The sequence below is a fragment of the Burkholderia aenigmatica genome (genome assembly GCF_048627025.1).
Taxonomy (GTDB): Bacteria; Pseudomonadota; Gammaproteobacteria; order Burkholderiales; family Burkholderiaceae; genus Burkholderia; species Burkholderia aenigmatica.
Window position 1 is genome coordinate 1,692,063 of the sequence record NZ_CP184468.1, and the last position, 18,545, is coordinate 1,710,607.

General features: G+C 63.4%; 16 protein-coding genes. 12 read left to right on the top strand and 4 right to left on the bottom strand.

Features of this window, described 5'->3' with window-relative positions; all coding sequences use genetic code 11:
- The first annotated feature begins 135 nt into the window (after nt 1–135).
- From odhB to ACN8ZM_RS07945, 4 genes are all read left to right on the top strand, one after another.
- Nucleotides 136–1,410, top strand: coding sequence for a 2-oxoglutarate dehydrogenase complex dihydrolipoyllysine-residue succinyltransferase (odhB, locus tag ACN8ZM_RS07930; RefSeq protein ID WP_089450367.1), 1,275 nt, complete (start codon nt 136–138; stop codon nt 1,408–1,410).
- Between the two features lie 83 nt (nt 1,411–1,493).
- Entirely contained in the window at nt 1,494–2,924 is a 1,431-nt protein-coding gene (gene lpdA / locus ACN8ZM_RS07935; RefSeq protein WP_043182592.1) for a dihydrolipoyl dehydrogenase, read from the top strand.
- Nucleotides 2,925–3,022: 98 nt separating this feature from the next.
- Nucleotides 3,023–4,120 carry a cell division protein ZapE gene (gene zapE / locus ACN8ZM_RS07940; RefSeq protein ID WP_041492816.1) on the top strand — a complete coding sequence of 366 codons (1,098 nt, stop codon included), beginning with the start codon at nt 3,023–3,025 and terminating at the stop codon, nt 4,118–4,120.
- A gap of 144 nt (nt 4,121–4,264) precedes the next feature.
- Complete coding sequence (locus tag ACN8ZM_RS07945; protein ID WP_043182594.1) at nt 4,265–4,675, top strand: transposase; 411 nt, start codon at nt 4,265–4,267, stop codon at nt 4,673–4,675.
- 103 nt (nt 4,676–4,778) lie between these two features.
- On the opposite strand, the gene ACN8ZM_RS07950 is transcribed toward ACN8ZM_RS07945, so the two are convergent.
- From ACN8ZM_RS07950 to ACN8ZM_RS07965, 4 genes are all read right to left on the bottom strand, one after another.
- Nucleotides 4,779–5,240: a DUF2147 domain-containing protein gene (locus ACN8ZM_RS07950; RefSeq protein ID WP_089450370.1), complete on the bottom strand. Its 462-nt coding sequence runs from the start codon at nt 5,238–5,240 to the stop codon at nt 4,779–4,781.
- Nucleotides 5,241–5,406: 166 nt separating this feature from the next.
- Nucleotides 5,407–7,092 carry a ShlB/FhaC/HecB family hemolysin secretion/activation protein gene (locus ACN8ZM_RS07955; protein WP_420210921.1) on the bottom strand — a complete coding sequence of 562 codons (1,686 nt, stop codon included), beginning with the start codon at nt 7,090–7,092 and terminating at the stop codon, nt 5,407–5,409.
- A 144-nt stretch (nt 7,093–7,236) separates the two neighbouring features.
- Nucleotides 7,237–8,646, bottom strand: a complete 1,410-nt coding sequence (locus ACN8ZM_RS07960; protein WP_043182597.1) for a collagen-like triple helix repeat-containing protein — start codon at nt 8,644–8,646, stop codon at nt 7,237–7,239.
- A 40-nt stretch (nt 8,647–8,686) separates the two neighbouring features.
- Nucleotides 8,687–10,522, bottom strand: a complete 1,836-nt coding sequence (locus tag ACN8ZM_RS07965) for a collagen-like triple helix repeat-containing protein (RefSeq protein WP_420210922.1) — start codon at nt 10,520–10,522, stop codon at nt 8,687–8,689.
- 679 nt (nt 10,523–11,201) lie between these two features.
- On the opposite strand from ACN8ZM_RS07965, the gene ACN8ZM_RS07970 reads away from it, so the two are divergent.
- The 8 genes from ACN8ZM_RS07970 (at nt 11,202) to ACN8ZM_RS08005 (ending at nt 18,541) form a co-directional block, all read left to right on the top strand.
- Nucleotides 11,202–11,399: a Flp family type IVb pilin gene (locus ACN8ZM_RS07970; protein WP_089450374.1), complete on the top strand. Its 198-nt coding sequence runs from the start codon at nt 11,202–11,204 to the stop codon at nt 11,397–11,399.
- 73 nt (nt 11,400–11,472) lie between these two features.
- Entirely contained in the window at nt 11,473–11,970 is a 498-nt protein-coding gene (locus ACN8ZM_RS07975) for an A24 family peptidase (RefSeq protein ID WP_420210923.1), read from the top strand.
- Entirely contained in the window at nt 11,967–12,467 is a 501-nt protein-coding gene (locus ACN8ZM_RS07980; RefSeq protein WP_089450376.1) for a TadE/TadG family type IV pilus assembly protein, read from the top strand. The genes ACN8ZM_RS07975 and ACN8ZM_RS07980 overlap by 4 nt, the downstream gene beginning before the upstream one ends.
- A gap of 81 nt (nt 12,468–12,548) precedes the next feature.
- Nucleotides 12,549–13,484 (top strand): Flp pilus assembly protein CpaB, encoded by a 936-nt coding sequence (cpaB, locus tag ACN8ZM_RS07985; protein ID WP_420210924.1) that lies wholly within the window; start codon nt 12,549–12,551, stop codon nt 13,482–13,484.
- Between the two features lie 64 nt (nt 13,485–13,548).
- Nucleotides 13,549–14,880, top strand: a complete 1,332-nt coding sequence (locus ACN8ZM_RS07990; protein WP_089450378.1) for a type II and III secretion system protein family protein — start codon at nt 13,549–13,551, stop codon at nt 14,878–14,880.
- 33 nt (nt 14,881–14,913) lie between these two features.
- Nucleotides 14,914–16,188: a fimbrial protein gene (locus ACN8ZM_RS07995; protein ID WP_420210925.1), complete on the top strand. Its 1,275-nt coding sequence runs from the start codon at nt 14,914–14,916 to the stop codon at nt 16,186–16,188.
- A 3-nt stretch (nt 16,189–16,191) separates the two neighbouring features.
- Nucleotides 16,192–17,559, top strand: a complete 1,368-nt coding sequence (locus tag ACN8ZM_RS08000; protein WP_420210926.1) for a CpaF family protein — start codon at nt 16,192–16,194, stop codon at nt 17,557–17,559.
- Nucleotides 17,552–18,541 (top strand): type II secretion system F family protein, encoded by a 990-nt coding sequence (locus ACN8ZM_RS08005; protein ID WP_420210927.1) that lies wholly within the window; start codon nt 17,552–17,554, stop codon nt 18,539–18,541. The genes ACN8ZM_RS08000 and ACN8ZM_RS08005 overlap by 8 nt, the downstream gene beginning before the upstream one ends.
- Nucleotides 18,542–18,545 lie beyond the last annotated feature (4 nt).

Sequence of the window (18,545 nt, forward strand, 5' to 3'; positions counted from 1 at the left end):
CCGACGGAAGCGAAACGGGAAGGCGCCATGCGCTTTCCCGTCTCTTTTGGCCCGCCGGGCGCGTCGCGCGCCGCACCGGCCGAAGGAATCGCACGAACCTCGTCATTACCCAGATTAAGCATCCAGGAAAATCACATGGCTATCGTAGAAGTCAAAGTCCCCCAGCTTTCGGAGTCGGTTTCGGAAGCCACCATGCTGCAGTGGAAGAAGAAGCCGGGCGAAGCAGTTGCTCAAGACGAAATCCTGATCGAACTCGAGACCGACAAGGTCGTGCTCGAAGTGCCGGCACCGGCCGCGGGCGTGCTCGCGCAAGTGCTGCAGAACGACGGTGACACCGTCGTGGCCGATCAGCTGATCGCAACGATCGACACCGAAGCGAAGGCAGGTGCAGCCGAAGCCGCTGCGGGCGCCGCCGAAGTCAAGCCGGCAGCAGCGCCTGCTGCAGCCGCACCGGCAGCACAGCCGGTCGCCGCAGCCGCATCGTCGACCACCGCATCGCCGGCTGCATCGAAGCTGCTGGCCGAGAAGGGTCTGTCGGCGGGCGACGTCGCAGGTTCGGGCCGCGACGGCCGCGTCACGAAGGGCGACGCGCTGGCAGCAGGCAGCGCACCGAAGGCTGCTCCGGCTGCCGCACCGGCGAAGACCGCCGCTGCGAAGCCGTCGCTGCCGGACGTGAAGGTGCCGGCGTCGGCGACGACCTGGCTGAACGACCGTCCGGAGCAGCGCGTGCCGATGTCGCGCCTGCGTGCGCGTATCGCCGAGCGCCTGCTCGAGTCGCAGCAGACCAACGCGATCCTGACGACGTTCAACGAAGTGAACATGGCCCCGGTCATGGAGCTGCGCAACAAGTACAAGGACAAGTTCGAGAAGGAACATGGCGTGAAGCTCGGCTTCATGTCGTTCTTTGTGAAGGCGGCCGTCCACGCGCTGAAGAAGTTCCCGCTCGTGAACGCGTCGATCGACGGTAACGACATCGTCTACCACGGCTACTTCGACATCGGTATCGCTGTCGGCTCGCCGCGCGGCCTCGTCGTGCCGATCCTGCGCAACGCGGATCAACTGAGCCTCGCCGAGATCGAAAAGAAGATCGCCGAGTTCGGCCAGAAGGCGAAGGACGGCAAGCTGTCGATCGAGGAAATGACGGGCGGTACGTTCTCGATCTCGAACGGCGGCGTGTTCGGCTCGATGCTGTCGACCCCGATCATCAACCCGCCGCAGTCGGCAATCCTCGGCGTGCACGCGACGAAGGAGCGTCCGGTCGTCGAAAACGGCCAGATCGTGATCCGTCCGATCAACTACCTCGCGCTGTCGTACGACCACCGCATCATCGACGGCCGCGAAGCCGTGCTGTCGCTCGTCGCGATGAAGGATGCGCTGGAAGATCCGGCACGCCTGCTGCTCGACCTGTAAGCCGAGTTTCACCGCATTGACCCGCTCCGCACGGGCGCGCGACACGCGCTGCCCGTGCGGTTGCACAAGAAGAAAGGATTGTCATGTCCAAGGAATTTGACGTCGTCGTGATCGGCGCCGGCCCTGGCGGCTACATCGCCGCGATCCGCGCTGCGCAGCTCGGCAAGACCGTTGCCTGTATCGAGAAGTGGAAGAACCCGGCCGGCGCGCTGAAGCTCGGCGGCACGTGCCTGAACGTCGGCTGCATTCCGTCGAAGGCGCTGCTGGCATCGTCGGAAGAGTTCGAGAACACGTCGCACCACCTGGCCGACCACGGCATCACGGTCGACGGCGTGAAGATCGACGTCGCGAAGATGCTCGGCCGCAAGGACGCGATCGTCGAGAAGATGACGAGCGGGATCGAGTTCCTGTTCAAGAAGAACAAGATCACCTGGCTGAAGGGCCATGGCAAGTTCACCGGCAAGACCGACGCCGGCGTGCAGATCGAAGTGAGCGGCGAAGGCGAAGCCGAAGTCGTGACCGCGAAGAACGTGATCATCGCGACGGGCTCGAAGGCGCGTCACCTGCCGGGCCTCCCGGTCGACAACAAGATCGTGTCGGACAACGAAGGTGCGCTGACGTTCGACGCGGTGCCGAAGAAGCTCGCCGTGATCGGCGCAGGCGTGATCGGCCTCGAGCTCGGCTCGGTGTGGCGTCGCCTCGGTGCCGAAGTGACGGTGCTCGAAGCGCTGCCGGCGTTCCTCGGCGCAGCCGACGAAGCGCTCGCGAAGGAAGCGGCCAAGCTGTTCAAGAAGCAGGGCCTCGACATCCATCTCGGCGTGAAGATCGGCGAAGTGAAGACGACCGCGGACGGCGTGTCGATCGCCTACACGGACAAGGACGGCAACGCGCAGACGCTCGACGCCGACCGCCTGATCGTGTCGGTCGGCCGCGTGCCGAACACCGACAACCTCGGCCTCGAGGCAATCGGCCTGAAGGCGAACGAACGCGGCTTCATCGACGTGGACGACCACTGCCGCACGGCAGTGCCGAACGTGTTCGCGATCGGCGACGTGGTGCGTGGCCCGATGCTCGCGCACAAGGCGGAAGACGAAGGCGTGCTGGTCGCGGAAGTGATCGACGGCCAGAAGCCGCACATCGACTACAACTGCATTCCGTGGGTGATCTACACGTACCCGGAAATCGCATGGGTCGGCAAGACGGAGCAGCAGCTGAAGGCGGAAGGCCGCGAGATCAAGTCGGGCAAGTTCCCGTTCTCGATCAACGGCCGCGCACTCGGCATGAATGCGCCGGACGGCTTCGTGAAGATGATCGCGGATGCGAAGACCGACGAACTGCTCGGCGTGCACGTGATCGCGGCGAACGCGTCGGACCTGATCGCGGAAGCCGTGGTCGCGATGGAGTTCAAGGCGGCGTCGGAAGACATCGCCCGTATCTGCCATCCGCACCCGTCGATGTCGGAAGTGATGCGCGAAGCGGCGCTCGCCGTCGACAAGCGCTCGCTGAACAGCTGAGCGCGGTATAGCGCCGGCCGGCCAACGGCCGGCGCAGCCGTCTCATGACGAAGGCGGGCGGGGTTTCCCGTCCGCCTTCGTTTTTTCTGGTTTGCCCGATGAACGTCACCGAATACTACACGCGCGAATTGACCACGCGCGGCTATCAGTCCGATCCCGCGCAGCGCGCGGCCGTCGATCGTCTTCAGCAATGCTTCGACGAGTGGGTCGAGTACAAGGCGCGCCGCTCGAACGCATTCAAGAAGCTCATCAATCATCCCGACCTCCCGCGCGGCGTCTACATGTGGGGCGGCGTCGGTCGCGGCAAGAGCTTCCTGATGGACAGCTTCTACGCGGTCGTGCCCGTGCAGCGCAAGACGCGCCTGCATTTCCACGAATTCATGCGCGAAGTGCACCGCGAGCTCGAGGAACTGAAAGGGCAGGCGGATCCGCTCGACGAACTCGCACGGCGTATTGCGAAGCGCTACCGGCTGATCTGCTTCGACGAGTTCCACGTGTCGGACATTGCCGATGCGATGATCCTGTATCGTCTGCTCGACCGTCTGTTCAACAACGGCGTGCAGTTCGTGATGACGTCCAATTACGACCCCGACGACCTGTATCCGGACGGCCTGCATCGCGACCGCATGCTGCCGGCGATCGCGCTGATCAAGTCCAGGCTCGACGTGCTCAACGTCGATGCGGGTGTCGATTATCGCCAGCGCACGCTCGCGCAGGTGAAGATGTATCACACGCCGCTCGGGGCGGACGCCGATCGCGAACTGCGCCATGCGTTCCAGAAGCTCGCTGCCGTTCCTGACGAAAGCCCGCTCCTGCATATCGAGAAGCGTGAGCTGAAGGCGCTGCGCAAGGCGGACGGTGTCGTCTGGTTCGACTTCGCGACGCTGTGCGGCGGCCCGCGCTCGCAGAACGACTATCTCGAGCTCGCGAGCCGCTTCCACGCGATCGTGCTGTCCGAGGTGCCGCAGATGTCGCCGCGGATGGCGTCCGAGGCGCGCCGCTTCACGTGGCTCATCGACGTGCTGTACGACCACAAGGTCAAGCTGCTGATGTCCGCGGCGGTGCCGGCGGAGCAGTTGTATGTCGAAGGCCCGATGGCCAACGAGTTTGCGCGCACGGTCTCGCGAATCGTCGAAATGCAGTCGAAGGAATATATCGAAACACCCCGCCGCATTGTCGATACGTCGCTGACCTGATTGCAATTTTCCGGAATGGGCGGGATTCAAACGTCAATTCCGGTCAAATTGGGGTGATCTCGGGGTATTTTCGGATTTGTCTTATATTCATTGTTGAGGTGAGCCGATATCGTTGTGTCATGGTTACCAAGGCTGGAGATGTCCATGACACCGTATCGCGATTTGACCGATCAAGAGTGGCGCTGCGTCGCGTCGCTTCTGCCCGAAATGCAGCCGCGCACCGAGTTGCGCGGCCGGCCGTTGGCCAATACGCGTGCCGTCCTGAACGGCGTGCTCTGGGTGATCTACAGCGGCGCGACGTGGTCGGCCATGCCGCGCCGTTACCCTTCGTATCAAACTTGCCATCGACGCTTCAAGGTCTGGCACGAGACGGGTACGTTGATGAGTGTCATGCGCGAACTCTATGGCGACGCAGGCGTGAATCTGTGCAACGAGTTGTCCACGCGGATGCGCAAGCACACGCAATCGAAGGCGGCGGAAGCGCGCAGCAATGTGGCGCCCGCGTATCGCGCACCTGGCAGCTATGCGTCGGACACGCTGAAGCATGCAGCGTGATATCCATCCGTTCCAGCTACACGCGCACCAAAAGAAAATCGGCCTGCGACAATGTCGCCAGGCCGATTTTTTCATTGAGCCGCGCGTTTAAGCGCGAGTCGCATTATTGCTGGCGAACCCAGGTCTGCGAACGACCGAGCAGCGACACGCCGATGTAACCGCGCACGACGAGCTTCTGGCCACCGTCTTCAAGCGTCATCTTGCACTTGTAGACCTTGCCGTTCTCCGGGTCGAGAATGTTGCCGCCGTCCCAGTGGTCGCCTTCCTTCTTCATTGCCTTGATGATCGTCATGCCCTTGATGAGCTGATCCTTGCGCTCGTCCGTGCAGGCGGTGCAGCGGCGATCCGGCGTATCGTTCGCGCCGAGGCCCTTGACGACCTTGCCGGTCAGCGCACCGTCGCTGTCTTCGGCGATCTGCACGAGCGCCTTCGGCTGATGGGTGTTGTCGTCGATCGTCTGCCACATGCCGATGGGGTTGTCAGCTTGTGCGAACGTGGGGGCAGCGCAAGCGAGCAGTGCGCCGGCGACGGCGATTGCACGCAACGGGCGGGTCAGTTGAATCATTGTCGTCCTCCTTGTTTTGCATGTCGTGTTCGATTTGCACGCACAACCGTCTGCATGGGGCGGGCATGTTGCGAGCTTCGCCAGAATACGTGAAACCGCGCGCCACGTTTGATAGAGGGGACTCTAATCGAAACAGCCCGCGTGGCGCGAGCTGTCGGGTGACCGATCAGTTGAGCTGATACGAAAATGCAGCGTTGATGCGCGGGCTGCGCGATGCGCTTTCGACGGGCGCATCTCCCACCGGCTTCGCGACGTTCAGATCGAGGCTGTAGAAGCGGCTGTCCGAGAAGCGCACGCCGATGCCGACCGACGACATGCGGTTCGGTGACGGTGTGCCGGCATGCAGGTACACACGTGCCATGTCGTAGGCGATGTATGGCGTAACGGATTTCATATACGTCCAGCCCGGTGTGAAGCCGCGGTTGACCTCCAGCGACATCCCCCATCCCGAGTCACCTGACGCTTCGCCCGGCTGATAGCCGAGCGCGTAGCGCGTCGAGCCAAACGAAATCTGCTCGGACGTCGGCAGCGAGTCGGGGCTGTATTGCCCGGTCAGCGAGATCGACGTACCGATCCGGAACGGCCATTCGTTGGTTTGCGTGTAGGTCGCGCCGGTACGGACGAAGGTCAGCGAAATTGGGTCGGCGTACGTAATCGTCGAGCCATTCGCCTGGGCGGTCTGCGATTTCGACGCACCGAGGATGTCGAACGCCTTGGCCACGTTGACACTGAACTTTCGCACCTGCTTCGGCTGGACGCTCGTGTAGTCAAGCTGCAGCTGCATCACGCGAACCTGCGACCGATTGTTGAGCGTCGCGCCGGTGATCTGGTTCTGGTAATTGTCCTCGTTGTGCGCCGCATAGCCCGATACGGTACCGAGCAGGCTGCGCTGATTGTTCAGCAGTATTGGATAGGATGCCGAAAGACCCAGTTTTTCGTTCTTGACCGTCCGCTGGATGTACGACGGCAGGCCGGGATTGTCAGTCGGCTTGCCGCGATAGGTGCTCGCGTCGAGGCGCGTGATCAGGCCGCTGCTGCCGACGGGGACCGCACCGCTGAATGCGAAGTAAGTCTGCTTGTCGCGCCCCGGCGGCGCCAGCGCGGAAATGCTCAGTTGCTCGCCGAACGACGTGAGGCCGTTTTCGGTCGCGGTGATGAGACCCTGGACGCCCGGGTGGTTGAAGTCGATGCCGGTGCTGACGTTGAACGGCTTGCGGTCGACGGCGAGTTCGAGCGTCGTCGCACCGTCGGTGGTTTGCGGCGGCGGGACGTTCGCCTTTACCGTGAGGCCGGGCAACAGGCCGAACGTGTTCACGTAGCGTTCGAACGTTGCGCGGCGCAGCGGGCGATCGGCAGTGATATGCGCGGCGATCGCACGAATCTTCGATTCCATCGCACCGGGCTTGCCGGTGACCTTGACGTCCGACACGTAGCCTTCGACAACCGTGATGCGCACGACGCCGTTCTCGAACGTCTGCGCAGGAATGAACGCGAACGACAGCGCGAAACCGCGATCCTGGTACAGCTTGGTCACGCCGTTGGCGGTTTCGATCAATTCGCCGATCGTGATGTCCTTGCCGACGAGAGGGGTGAAGCGACGCGAGATTTCCTCGAACGGCACGGACTTCACGCCTTCGACCTGGAACGTCTTCGGTGTCACGTGGCGCGATAGCAACTCCTGCAACTGCGGTGCTTGCGGGGCGACCTGCACGGTCACGTTCGGGCCGGTTTTCGGCGCGTTGATCTGGGGCAGGGAGTCGAGCGGGTTACCTCCGACGCGCGTTTGTGCATGTGCCGTGCCTGCTGCCGCGATGGCGAGCAGCATCATCCATCTGTCGAGTCTGGATTTCATTGTTCTTCCTCGTAGGCCTTGCTTTTCGTCTTCTTTGTAATGCCGGCGCGCGACACCAAGGTGTCGCGCGCCGCGTGCCGCAATGCCGGTTGTGTCTGTACGGTCGCGCCATTCGCTCCGGCTGCGAAGATGCGACCGTCCTCCTTACTTGCCAACGCTACCCAGCAACCCCGTGACCGGTGCCAGCAGGCCCGTCGAGCTGCCGCCCGACGCTGCCGTACCCGTGACGCTGCCGACCAGCGACGTGACCGGCGCGAGCGGGCTCGCGCCCCCCGATCCTGCTGCGCCACCCACAGCTCCGGTGACAGTATTCAGCAAACCGGTGACCGGCGCGAGAGGGTTTGCACTGCCTGTGCCGCCCGTTGCGCCGCCGAGCGTGCCCGTCACCGTCGACACGAGATTCGTGACGGGGGCGAGCGGGCCGCCGCTGCCGCCTGCTGCGCCACCGAGTGCGCCCGTCACCGTGGAGACGAGGCCCGTGACCGGTGCGAGCGGGCCGCTGCCCGAACCGCCGGTCGCACCGCCGAGTGCGCCCGTGAGCGAGCCGAGCGGCGTCGAGCCGAGACCCGACAGCAGGCCGCCGAGCGGATTCGTCGAGCCGGAACCCGACGACGCGCCGTTTTGTACGGTCGCCGTCGAGCCGCCGACGAGGCTCGTGATCAGGCCGGGGATCGGTGCTGCGCCGTTCGGGCCGTTCGGGTTGACGAGGCCGCCCGCGTTGGTCACGGTGTTGCCGACCGCGGTCACGAGCTGACCGACGTCGCCGACGAGCGGCTGGCTCGACGTGCCGCCGACCTGCTTGCCGGCGGAGCTGATCGCGCCGCCAACCTGGCCGAGCAGGCCCGACACCGGTTGGCCGAGGCCGGTCGTCGTGCCGACCTGTTGCGTGACCTGGCCGGCGGTGATCACGAGCGGCGTGATCGCCGAGCTGAGCGGCTGCGTCACCTGCTGTACGGCGCCCGACGACAACGTCGAGCCGATCGTCGTGCCGGCGGCTGTCAGGCCGTTGGCCACCGTGTCGAGCACGGTGCCGACCGGCGTCGTGACAGGAGCGAGCGGCGCGAGCTGGCCCGTGCCGAGCGCCTTGACCGTCGAGCTCAGGCCGGACACCGTGTTGCTCGTCGCGCCGACCACGTTGCCGAGGCCTGCGACGGTCGTGCCCACCGGATCGTTAGTCGTGCCGATCTGTCCCAGTCCGTTGCTCACGGCATCGGCGGCTGCGCCGACGATCGTACCGGTGCTGGAGATCGTGCTGCCGACACCCTTCGTCACGCCGTCGCCGAGGCCCGGCAGGCTGATGTTGCCGACCGTGCTGCCGAGGTCGGTGGCCGTCTGGCCAACAGTGCTGACGACTCCCTTGGTGCCGGTTGGCGTGCCGCTGGTGCCGCTCGTGCTCGGCGTACCGCTCGTGCTGGGGTTGTTGTTGCTGCTGGTCGGCGGCGAGCTGACGCCGCCGCCGCCGCAGGCGGCCAGCAGGCAGGCTGCGGCGAAGGCCGTAAGGGGCACGCGCCATTGGCGCAGGGTGGCTGTCGTGAGAGAACGTTGCTGGGACATGAGTGACTCCTCGCTGTCTTGTCGATTGATGGATCTTGGTTTACTTGCCGTGCGTGCCGCCGAGCAGGCCGCCGATCAGCGACGTGACCGGCGCGAGCGGATTCGACGCCGAGCCCGAGTTCGTGACGGCGCCCGTACCGCCGGTCAATGCCGGCGCACCAACCGTGCTGGTCACCGTGGACACTGCGTTCGTCACCGGGGCGAGCGGGCTGCTGCCGCCCGTCGCGCCGCCGAGTGCACCCGTCACCGTGCCGAGGAGACCCGTGACCGGTGCGAGCGGGCCGCCGCTCGTGCCGCCCGTTGCGCCGCCGAGCGCGCCCGTGACCGTCGAGACGAGGCCGGTGACCGGTGCGAGCGGGCTGCCGCTGCCACCCGTTGCGCCACCGAGTGCGCCCGTTACCGTGGAGACAAGGCCGGTGACCGGTGCGAGCGGGCCGCCGCTGCCGCCCGTTGCGCCGCCGAGCGCGCCCGTGACCGTCGAGACAAGGCCGGTGACCGGTGCGAGCGGGCCGCCGCTGCCACCCGTTGCGCCGCCGAGCGCGCCCGTTACCGTGGAGACAAGGCCGGTGACCGGTGCGAGCGGGCCGCCGCTCGTGCCGCCCGTTGCGCCGCCGAGCGCGCCGGTAACCGTTGAGACAAGGCCGGTGACCGGGGCAAGCGGACCGCTGCTGCCGCCTGCTGCGCCGCCGAGTGCGCCGGTAACCGTCGAGACAAGGCCCGTGACCGGTGCGAGCGGGCCGCTGCCGCCGCCCGTTGCGCCGCCCAGTGCGCCGGTGACCGTCGAGACGAGGCCGGTGAGCGGAGCGAGCGGGTTGGTCACGCCGCCGGTGCCGCCCGTGAGCAGGCCACCGACGGCCTTCACCGTGTTGCCCGTCGACGAGACCGTGTTGCCAAGGCCGGTCGTGACGGGGTTGCCGCCGGTCGACGCGAGCAGGGCGCCGGCCTGGTTCAGGCCGTTGCCGACCGTGCCGAGCAGCGTGTTGACGGGCGCGCCGAGGCCGGTCGCCGTGCCGACCGTCTGGGTCGTCTGGCCGACCATCGTCGTGATCGGCGTGATGGCCGAGCTGACCGCCTGCGTGACTTGCTGGATCGGGCCGGTCGACAGTGCGTTGGTGAGGGTGGTGCCGCCGTTCGATACGGCGCCGCCGAGCGTCGATACGAGTCCGCCGACGGCGCCCGTGACCGGCGCGAGCGGCGTCAGCGGGCCGCTGCCGAGGCTCGAGACCAGGTTGCCCGTCTGCGTGACCGCGCCGCCGAGTTGGTTGACCACGCCGCCCGTGCTGGCGAGCGTGGTGCCGAGCGGATCCTTCGTCGCGCCGAGCTGGCCGAGACCGTTGCCAAGGCCGTTGCCGAGCGCGGTCACGGCGCCGCCGACGTTCTGCACGATGCCGCCAGCGGCCTGCGTGGTGGCCGGGTTGACGCCCGGCAGCGACTGGTTGGCGATGACGGAGCCGAGACCCGAGACGGTTCCGCCGACACCCGTGACGATGTTGCTGCTGCTTGCGAGGACAGTTCCCACTGGGTTCGACGACACACCCGAGGTGCCGGAGGTGCCGCTCGTACCCGACGTACCGCTGGTGCCGGAGGTACCGGAGGTGCCACTCGTGCCCGAGGTTCCGCTGGTGCCGGAGGTACCGCTCGTGCCCGAACTTCCGCTGGTGCCGGAGGTGCCACTCGTGCCCGAGGTACCGCTGGTGCCGGACGTACCACCACCCGACGTGGAGATCGAATCGCCGGCGCCCGAGCTCGAGCCGCCGCCGAGCCCCTGGCTGATGGAACCGGAGCCGCCGCACGCGGAGAGGGAAAGCATGGCTGCAACGGTGGCCGCGATCAGAGTCGTCCGGAACACGCCATGAGGGATAACCTTAATGTCCATTTTGTCCTCGCATTAAAAATGTGTTGTGAACTGCGTTGTGTTGAGTGGTGCGCGGACTACTCTGCAACAGTCGTGCCATTTCGATGCCCGACGGTTCGACAACAGGTTTTAAACGGGGCAATTCCTTGTTGGAAAAGGAAGTTATGGAAATTGAAAGATTGTTGAATCTGTTTAAGTACAGATAAATGAGAACGGTTTCGACCGTTTCGTAACGTAACGTCACAACATTGGCGTTACGCGTGGGGCGTAACGTGGTGGCCGCGCAGGCTTGGTGGACGAGGCAATTGTTTTACTGGTGGATTAGGTGTGCACATCTAACCTATCGTAAATCCTATGTGTAAGTCATACCGAAACGCCGTACAAATATGTTGTACTTACGGGCAATTTCGATCCAGATCGCTAAAAAGGGGTTGGAAACTGGAGGGAATCAGAGATAAGATTCAGGTCAGATGTAAGCAAATGTACGGATCGGTACACGACGTTCGAGGAGGGTTCCTATCGCGAATGTTAACTTGCATCAAATTGTGGTACATGCCCTCCGGGGCGAACTATAAAGAAAGCGCACCTGGTCGTCGTTGCGGCAAATGTGACGAACGACGCGGGGCAAGCGGCCAGATATGCGGGGATGTAAGACGTATAAAAGGCCAAAAAACGTATATATAGGCACGAGGAAACAAAAATGAAAGCACTCATCAAGCGCTTCCTGACGGAAGAGAGCGGGGTTACCGCGATCGAATACGGTCTGATTGCGGGGTTGATTTCTGTCGTCATCTTGGCGAGCGTTACATCGATCGGGACGGGCCTCGAAGGCATGTTCCAGAAGATTGCGCTTTGCGTATCGCCAGCCTCGGGCGCCTCTGCCCAGTGTTCGCCATAAGTGTCACGCTAAAGCGGTGAGCGAGATGTGTTGATTCGCTCGCCGCTTTCTTGCGCTTGTATCGGCGGCCGATATGAAATCCTTGTTTTTCGCAGGCGCGTTCGTGGCCTGGGCGGCGCTTGTCGCGATCAGTGATATTCGTTTTCGGCGTATTCGGAATTCGCTAACTGTTGCGGGTTTGGTTGGCGCATTTCTATGTGCGTTTGCTAACGAAAATCCGTTCGGCATTTCACTTGTTCAGGCGCTCATCGGGGTCTTGTGCGGCTTGATTTGTCTTTTCCCGTTTTTTGCATTGCGATTAATGGGCGCGGCCGATGTCAAGATATTTGCCGTAATGGGCGCGTGGTGTGGCACACACGCGCTGTTGGGGATCTGGGTTGTGGCCAGTTTGGCTGCGTGCGTGCATGCGCTTGGGGTGATGTTTATATCCCGCATGTCGGTCGGTGAATTGTTTGGTCGCGGTATGCCGACGATGGTAGTCGGTAATCGTCGCGCAACGCCTTATGCGGCATTTCTCGTGATGCCGGCGATTGTTTGGCTGGGATATCTTCTGGTACAGAGGGGAATATGAGGGCTCGCTGCTTGCAGTTGCGCGGATTGGAGCGTCAACGAGGAGCAACGGCAATCGAAGTTGCACTTACTTTTCCGCTGTTCTTCCTGATTTTCTACGCGATCGTCACATTCGGGATGATTTTTGTCATTCAGCAGAGCCTGACGTTTGCTGCATCAGAAGGGGCGCGTGCGGCATTGAATTACACGCTGACACCGTGTGACCGGTTGAACGTGAATGCGGGAACGGCAGTGACGCAAGCGCTGAATGGCTCGCCGTGGGGGAAAAACGTTCAGTTCTCCGCGCAGGTTTCAACGTCGACGCCGTCCACAAGCTCAACAACGGGCGTAACTTGCGATGCATCTGCATTCGTGCCTACGGCTACATCGACATTTAACGTAATGGTAACGGTGACATATTCGTACGCGAAAAATCCGTTGATTCCGTGGCTGTTTGTATTTACCGCTCCCCAGTTGCAGGGCAGTGCAACGGTGCAAGTCACCCCAAGCATGCTTTGACGCAACGAGTCAGCTCCCTATGAATCAGCCGGCTCTCTGAATTTACGTTCCAGAACCTGCTTCCGGTATTCCAATACCAATATGGCCAACAACCTGACAAAAATCATCGCGGGGCTGCTGATTGCGATCGCCGTTCTGCTCGGAATCTACGCATGGATGCTCGGACGCAGCGCACCGCATGCTGTTCCGACACAGCAGCAGCCCGTTGTGGCCAATCCGGTGCCGGTCGTGATTGCCACGCGCACGCTGCCCGTCGGTCAGCCAATCGCGGCCGACGCGTTGAAGGTCCAGCCGACCGCGCCTGCACCGACAGGCGCATTTGCCGATCCGGCCGCATTGGTTGGTCGCGTTCCGGCGAGAGACATACTGGCATCGGCTCCGGTCGTCTCGGATGCGCTGGTCTCGGGGCTTGCCGAAGACGTTCAACCGGGGGAGCGCGCGATAGCGGTTCGGGTCGACGAGACCAATGCGGTCGGCAACCGTTTGCGGCCCGGCAATTTCGTCGATGTGTTCCTGAATCTGAAGCGCGAAGGCGGTTCGATGCTCGACGGCGAAGTCTCGCAGACGCAAGCGCGGCTCTTGATGTCGAAGGTGCGCGTGTTGTCGTTCGGCGACGCGACGCCGGATCGCGACAGCGGAAACAACAACAACGGCAATAGCAGCCAGCCGACCAACGTGCGCATCGCTGTACTCTCGGTACCGACCGCGCAGGTCGATGCGCTGACGCTTGGCGAGGCGAGCGGCCGGTTGACGCTGGCACTGCGCAATCCCCGCGATGACGAACTTGCGATGCAAACGGTTGCCGTGCGCACGGACAACAAGCTATCGCCGTCGGCACTGGCTGCGGCCGGGGTATCGCTGCAACAACTGTCTGGCACGCCGAGAACTGCCGTGGCTAACTTGAACGTACCGCCGTTGCCGTCGCGTCTGCCGCCGGCAGTACGGTCGGGTGGTGGCGGTGGCGGAAGCAGCATCGAGGTTATCCGCGGCGGCCGGTCGGAAACGGTTGCGTATTGAACGACATCGATGGCCATCGATATCAGCGACGACAAGTAAAGGCCGTGTGACGGTCTACCAAACAATGAAAAACACACTGATTGCATTCGCGATTGCTATCTGGACCATGACATTCGCATCGCTCGCGAGCGCGAGCGGCAAGATCGAACTGCCGGTCGGCGCGCAGCGGCAGATTTCGGCTGGCCATGCATTGCAGCGTGTGGCGGTCGGCGATCCGGCGATAGCCGACGTTCTGATCATGAAAGGCAGCCGGTCCGGCTCGGTACTGCTGACCGCGAAGGCGCCCGGCGCGACGAATGTGATGCTGTGGGAGCGTGGCCACGACGAGCCGACGGTCTGGAGCATCGAGGTCGTCGACGCAGCCGCGCAAGCGGTGCTCGACGATTCCACGCCGCGCGTGAATGCATATGGCGGAACGGCGGTGCTGCGTGGTGCGTCGTCATCGCTTGACGCACATGAACGCGCAGTCGCAGTCGCCAAGAACATGGCCGGGAAGGGCACGGTGATCGATCGGTCGACGCTTGCCGGCAAGAACGTCGTGCAGGTCGACGTGCGCGTCGTCGAGTTCAGCCGGTCGGTGCTCAAGCAGGTAGGGTTCAACTTCTTCAAACAGAACAACGGTTTCTCGTTCGGCTCGTTTTCACCGGGCGGCGTGCAGTCGTATAGCGGCGGTTCCGGTCCCGGCTCTGCAGGGTACATTCCGACGCTCGGCTCACCCGTGACGTCGGCATTCAACCTGGTCGTGAATGCTGCTGGACGCGGCATCTTCGGTGAGCTGTCGCTGCTCGAAGCGAACAATTTCGCCCGGGTGCTCGCCGAACCGACGCTCGTTGCGCTGTCTGGCCAAAGCGCCAGCTTCCTCGCGGGTGGCGAAATTCCGGTCCCGTCACCGCAAGGACTCGGTTCGACCGCAATTCAGTGGAAGCAATATGGCGTCGGGCTTACGCTGACGCCGACCGTGCTGAGTCCGCAGCGGATTGCGCTGAAGGTCGCGCCCGAGTCGAGCCAGCTCGACTTCGTGAACAGCGTGACGATTAGCGGTGTCGCAGTGCCGGGGATCACGACGCGTCGCGCGGACACGACGGTCGAACTAGGCGACGGAGAGAGCTTCGTGATCGGCGGCCTGATCGATCGCCAGACGATGTCGAACGTCAGCAAGGTTCCGCTGCTTGGCGACCTTCCGATCATCGGTACGTTCTTCAAGAATTTGAACTATCAGCAGAACGACAAGGAATTGCTGATCATCGTGACGCCGCATCTCGTTGCGCCGATCGCGAAGGGCGCGGCGTTGCCGGCGACACCCGGTGAGTTGTCCGAGCAGCGTGACGGGCCGGTCTGGCGATCGTATCTGGGCGGCATTGCGGCGCCGGATGCAGCGCCGGGATTTTCGAAATGAACGCGAAGCCTTGCGTAATCGGGGGTGTTCGACATGAACGCACGAACCCAATCATTGTGTGAACCCGCCGTGACCGACTATTTCGTTTGCGCATCGCCGCAGGAAGCGCACGTCCGCTGGCTTGCCGATACGCTTGTGTCGGCCGGCGCGGTCGAGGCGGCGTCGCTCGAGCCGGGTGTGCTTGCGCAGCGCATCACGGGCGTCAATCCGGCGCTGGTGTTCATTGATTTCTCGGAGGGCGTAGAGGCGGCGAGCGTCGCCGCCGCGATGGTGCGCGCTGCGCATCCTGGGTTGCCGATCGTCGCGCTGGGTTCGCTCGCGCAACCGGAAAGCACGCTCGCTGCATTGCGTGCCGGCGTGCGCGACTTCATTGACGTGTCCGCATCGACCGAGGAAGCGCTGCGGACGACGCGTGGACTGCTCGCGCATGTCGGCGAGCCCGCGAGCCGCCATGGGAAGGTCGTCGCGCTGCTCGGCGCGCGTGCCGGTATGGGTGTCAGCACGCTTGCAGCGAATCTCGCCGTCTGGCTGCAAAAGCGCGCGCTCGGCCCGGGCGCGGCGGCGGTTTCGGATGGCGGCACACCGGCCGGCCGTCAAACCGCGCTGATCGATCTGGGCCTGCCGGCCGGTGACAGCGCGCTGTTCCTGAACACGCGCTGCGAATTCAATTTCGTCGATGCCGTGCAGAACCTCCGCCGCATCGATCGCACGTTTGTGAACACCGCGCTGACGCGGCACTCGAGCGGTGTCGCGTTGACGACACTGCCGCCGGATCTGGCCGGGCTACGCGACGTGTCATATGCGTCGTGCATCGGTTTGCTGAACCGTCTCCGCGCATTCTTCGATCAGCAGGTCATCGATCTCGGCGGCTTTTCGAACCGCGAGTTTGTCATGCAAATCACGGCATCCGTCGACGAAGCATGGCTTATTTGCGATCAGGGCGTGGCGTCGATTGTGTCCGCGGCTGATCTGCTCACAGGCCTACGCGACGCTGGCGTCGATACCGATCGCATCAAGCTCGTGGTTAATCAATACGACTCCGCCCTGAACCTGATGCCCGGACAAATCGCCGAGCGCTTGGGGTTGTCGCTGGTCGGTACGCTGCCGGCGCGCCGCGTTGCGATCTGCCACGCCGCAAACCAGGGCCGGCTCATTGTCGATATGGCCGAGCGCGATCCGTACGTGCGAGCGCTTGAATCGTTGGCTACACGATTGCCCGGAGTGTCAGGCATGGCGGGCGCGTCGCGTGTCGCGCCCAGCCTGTCTGCACTGAAACGTTTCATTCAACCTTCGTCCAAGCGGTCGTAAGCGATGGCACACGACATTCAATTCGCCGACGGCGCAGCGCCGTTCTCCCAGACGCAGCAATTTCACGACATCAAGAATGCCGCGCACGAGCATCTGCTGACGCGTATCGAGGAACTAGGTGCCGAGTTCGGTCGCTGGTCCCGTCAGGCGATCAACCAGTTCGTCGATCTCGAGATCGACAGCTTCGTGCGCCTGCGCCGCATCCCGCTCAACGAAAACGAGGTGCGTGCGATTGCCGAGGCGCTGACGAAGGAGCTTGCCGGCTTCGGGCCGATCGAGGACCTGCTGGCTGATCCGGCGGTCGAGGACATCCTGATCAACGGCTACAACGACGTGTACGTGTCGCGTCACGGGATTCTGGCGAAGCTGCCCGTGCGGTTCACCGACAACGCGCATCTGCTGCGGATCGTGCGCCGCATTCTCGCGCCGATCGGGCGTCGTCTCGACGAGTCGAATCCGATGGTCGATGCGCGTCTGCCTGATGGCGGCCGCGTGAACGTCGTGATCGAGCCGCTGTCGATCGACGGTCCGATCGTCTCGATCCGGAAATTCCGCAAGGATCCGTTGAAGCCGTCCGACCTGCTCGGCAACGGCACGTACAACGAAGAAATCGGCGCACTGCTCGAGGCGGCAGTCGAAGCTCGCTGCAACGTGCTCGTGTCGGGCGGCACGAGCTCCGGCAAGACGTCGTTGCTCAACGCACTGGCGTTCCATATTCCCGAGGCGGAACGTGTCGTGACGATCGAAGACACGGCCGAACTGTCGTTGAACCACCCGCACGTCGTGCGGCTCGAGAGCCGGCCTGGTGGTTTCGACGGCACCGGCGTCGTGACGATCCGCGACCTGCTGCGCAACACGCTGCGGATGCGCCCGGACCGGATCATCGTCGGCGAAGTTCGCGGCGGCGAAGTGCTCGAAATGTTGCAGGCGATGAACACCGGCCACGATGGCTCGATGGGCACCGTGCACGCGAGTTCGCCGCGCGAGTGTCTGTATCGTCTGGAGATGCTGGCGGGCTTCGCAGGCTTCCAAGGCACCGAGTCGAGTCTGCGCCGGCAGATCGCGAACGCGATCGACTTCATCGTGCAGATCGGGCGTCTGTCGAATGGGCGCCGCCGGATCTTGTCGATTACCGAAGTGACCGGTTTGTCCGACAACATCATCGCGACGCAGGAACTTTACCGCTACGAAGCACGCGTAACCCCTGAAGGCGAGGAGATCGACCACTGGGAGTCGCTCGGTATCCATCCACATTCACCGAAGCTTGCGCGCTATCGTCAGGCGCTGGTGAACACCAGCCTGGGGGGCGGTGGTTTCGGCGGCGGCTTTGGTGGCAGCGGCTTTGGCCGCGGCGGAGGCTTCAATGTATAGCCCGATGATCTGGGTTCTCGCGATCGCCATGCTGTGCGTCGCGTCGGCACTGATGTTGTGGCGGCACGCGGAAGCGCGGCGCGTGAGAACCGATGCGAAGCGCTTCATCGACAGCCGGCTCGAACCTGGTGTACGGGTGGCGGCGCAAGCATCTCGGCCGGCGGCGGGAAGCGCACCGCGTCCCTCGTCGCCCTTGAGTGTTGCACGGAGTGCGTCCGATACGTTTCGGGTGCACTGGTATGTGGTCGCCACGGAGTATTTGAACAATCTCGTGTCTCGCGCGGGGATCGACGGGGCACGCGGCAAATCGATTGTCGCGCTGATCGTACTCGTTGCAATCGTGGTGATTGCCGGCAGCCACGGCGGCGCGCTTGCTGGCTTTGCGGCGTTTGCGTGTGGAGTTTCGATACTCGGGGTTTGGCTTGCGTCACGCATTCAGCGGCGGCGACTCAAAATCGTTCGGCAGATTCCGTCGTTTCTGGACGGAATCGTACGTCTCGTGACGCTCGGCAATAGTGTGCCGGCCGCATTTCAGGCCGCATTGCTGACAACGGAGGAGCCGCTGCGCGGCTGTCTCGATCACGTATCGCGGATGCTGCGCGGTGGTGTGGAGATCGATCGCGCGATGACGCATATCGCGAAGATATATCGGACCGAGGAGTTCGAGCTCGTCGGTTCAGTACTGCGTCTGTCGGTCAAATATGGCGGTCGCGCAGACGTAATGCTCGAACGCATGGCCGTATTCATGCGCGATCTCGAACAGGCGGAGCATGAGCTGACTGCGATGTCAGCAGAGACGCGGCTGTCGGCGTTCGTTCTTGTAATGTTGCCGATCATGATCGGCAGTTTTGTCATCTTGAATAATCCCAAGTATCTGCAAGGGATGTGGGGCGATCCGAGCGGACGACTGATTCTCACGCTCGCATTTCTGCTGCAGTTGGCCGGCAGCGTGTGGTTGTATCGAATTGCTCGACTCAGGTAATGGT

What these genes read in the sequence shown, in the direction of transcription:
- ACN8ZM_RS07965 (WP_420210922.1), bottom strand. Translation starts at nt 10,522, where the DNA reads ATGGACATTAAGGTTATCCCTCATGGCGTGTTCCGGACGACTCTGATC.
- ACN8ZM_RS08005 (WP_420210927.1), top strand. Translation starts at nt 17,552, where the DNA reads ATGTATAGCCCGATGATCTGGGTTCTCGCGATCGCCATGCTGTGCGTC.
- ACN8ZM_RS07980 (WP_089450376.1), top strand. Translation starts at nt 11,967, where the DNA reads ATGAGGGCTCGCTGCTTGCAGTTGCGCGGATTGGAGCGTCAACGAGGA.
- ACN8ZM_RS07960 (WP_043182597.1), bottom strand. Translation starts at nt 8,646, where the DNA reads ATGTCCCAGCAACGTTCTCTCACGACAGCCACCCTGCGCCAATGGCGC.
- odhB (WP_089450367.1), top strand. Translation starts at nt 136, where the DNA reads ATGGCTATCGTAGAAGTCAAAGTCCCCCAGCTTTCGGAGTCGGTTTCG.
- ACN8ZM_RS08000 (WP_420210926.1), top strand. Translation starts at nt 16,192, where the DNA reads ATGGCACACGACATTCAATTCGCCGACGGCGCAGCGCCGTTCTCCCAG.
- ACN8ZM_RS07995 (WP_420210925.1), top strand. Translation starts at nt 14,914, where the DNA reads ATGAACGCACGAACCCAATCATTGTGTGAACCCGCCGTGACCGACTAT.
- ACN8ZM_RS07950 (WP_089450370.1), bottom strand. Translation starts at nt 5,240, where the DNA reads ATGATTCAACTGACCCGCCCGTTGCGTGCAATCGCCGTCGCCGGCGCA.
- ACN8ZM_RS07955 (WP_420210921.1), bottom strand. Translation starts at nt 7,092, where the DNA reads ATGAAATCCAGACTCGACAGATGGATGATGCTGCTCGCCATCGCGGCA.
- ACN8ZM_RS07970 (WP_089450374.1), top strand. Translation starts at nt 11,202, where the DNA reads ATGAAAGCACTCATCAAGCGCTTCCTGACGGAAGAGAGCGGGGTTACC.
- zapE (WP_041492816.1), top strand. Translation starts at nt 3,023, where the DNA reads ATGAACGTCACCGAATACTACACGCGCGAATTGACCACGCGCGGCTAT.
- ACN8ZM_RS07975 (WP_420210923.1), top strand. Translation starts at nt 11,473, where the DNA reads ATGAAATCCTTGTTTTTCGCAGGCGCGTTCGTGGCCTGGGCGGCGCTT.
- cpaB (WP_420210924.1), top strand. Translation starts at nt 12,549, where the DNA reads ATGGCCAACAACCTGACAAAAATCATCGCGGGGCTGCTGATTGCGATC.
- lpdA (WP_043182592.1), top strand. Translation starts at nt 1,494, where the DNA reads ATGTCCAAGGAATTTGACGTCGTCGTGATCGGCGCCGGCCCTGGCGGC.
- ACN8ZM_RS07945 (WP_043182594.1), top strand. Translation starts at nt 4,265, where the DNA reads ATGACACCGTATCGCGATTTGACCGATCAAGAGTGGCGCTGCGTCGCG.
- ACN8ZM_RS07990 (WP_089450378.1), top strand. Translation starts at nt 13,549, where the DNA reads ATGAAAAACACACTGATTGCATTCGCGATTGCTATCTGGACCATGACA.